The sequence below is a fragment of the Chitinophaga sp. genome (assembly GCF_036566945.1).
Classification (GTDB): Bacteria; Bacteroidota; Bacteroidia; order Chitinophagales; family Chitinophagaceae; genus Chitinophaga.
In genome coordinates this window covers 1-1,694 of the sequence record NZ_DATCVJ010000591.1, presented here as the reverse complement: position 1 = coordinate 1,694, position 1,694 = coordinate 1, and the positions used below count along the sequence as shown (strand labels likewise).

At 48.5% G+C, this 1,694-nt stretch carries 1 protein-coding gene; it reads right to left on the bottom strand.

What is annotated here, in order from left to right; translation table 11 throughout:
- Positions 1-326: 326 nt before the first annotated feature.
- On the bottom strand, positions 327-1,694 hold a 1,368-nt coding region (locus tag VIP81_RS18045; protein ID WP_331964036.1), incomplete at its 5' end, for an aldehyde dehydrogenase family protein.

The following is a 1,694-nucleotide window of genomic DNA, read 5'->3' as shown; positions in this document are numbered from 1 at the left end:
AACCTCGCTACTATTTTTAAAAACCATGTGGTCGGTGTATGTAGAGAATGAGCAGCATAGGTTGCTTAAACGATTTTAACGAGAGATATTTTATCAACCGCTTTTAAAAATCTGATCGGGCAGTATCCTTTCACGAAAATTAAAAGCTCCGGGGCAAGGGCCTCGGAGCAGCAATATCTGAAGGCAAAGACAATACTTGATTTTTGTAAGCATAAAGCTGAAGGCATAAAGCTAAAAGCTATTATAGAGAATGATCTGAGCGTAAAATATCCGCATTGATCATTCGCTATAATAGCTTTTAGCTTTATGCCTTCAGCTTTACGCTCTTACTGGATATCAAATTTAATTCCCTGTGCCAGTGGCAAACTATTGGAATAATTGATGGTATTAGTTTGACGGCGCATATAAGCTCTCCATGCATCGGAGCCACTTTCACGGCCACCACCGGTTTCTTTTTCTCCGCCAAAGGCGCCGCCTATCTCTGCACCGGAAGTACCGATGTTCACGTTGGCAATACCACAATCAGATCCCGACTGGGAGAGGAACTGCTCTGCTTCACGCAGGTTCAGCGTCATGATCGCGGAGGAAAGTCCCTGTGGTACGTCATTCTGCATTGCAATGGCTTCTGTCAGCGTTTTATATTTCATCACGTACAGAATGGGTGCAAAGGTTTCATGCTGTACAATTTCATATACATTTTCTACCGCCGCAATGCAAGGTTTTACGTAGCAACCGGATTCATAGCCAGGGCCGGAAAGAACGCCGCCCTCCACGAGAAAGGTGCCTCCCTGCTGCTTTATCTGCGCTATTGAACTTAGGTATGCATCAACAGCTGCAGTGTCTATCAAAGGTCCCACGTGATTATGCTGATCCAGCGGGTTGCCGATATGCAGCTGCGAATAGGCTTTTACCAGTCTTGCCGTGAAATTGTCGTACACACTTTCATGGATAATGAGGCGGCGGGTAGATGTGCAACGTTGTCCGGCTGTACCTACTGCGCCAAATACAGCACCAATCAGCGACATATCAAGATCGGCATCCTGCGAAATGATGATGGCATTGTTGCCACCCAGCTCCAGCAGGGAGCGGCCCAAACGTTGGCCCACCGCCGCTCCTACGGCTTTACCCATACGGGTAGACCCTGTGGCAGATACCAATGGAATACGGGTGTCATGCGCCATCCATTCGCCGGCATCGCGGTTGCCCGTTACCAGGCAGCATACGCCTTCCGGTACATGATTGGCCGCAAATACCGCCGCAACTATACGTTGACAAGCTAACGCCGTTACCGGTGTTTTTTCTGAAGGTTTCCAGATACAAACATTTCCGCAAACCCATGCCAGCATAGCGTTCCAGCTCCATACGGCCACCGGGAAATTAAAGGCGGAAATAATGCCCGTAATACCCAGCGGATGCCATTGTTCGTACATCCGGTGTCCCGGACGTTCAGAGTGCATCGTTAATCCGTGCAGCTGACGGGATAATCCCACCGCAAAATCACAGATGTCAATCATCTCCTGTACTTCTCCATATCCTTCCTGTAAACTCTTTCCCATTTCATAGGATACCAGTTTACCCAGTTGATCTTTATGTTCCCGCAGGGCTACACCTATTTGTCTTACTACTTCGCCTCTTTTAGGCGCCGGCCACATGCGCCATTCTTTGAAAGCCTCCTGGGCTACGGCCACTACACC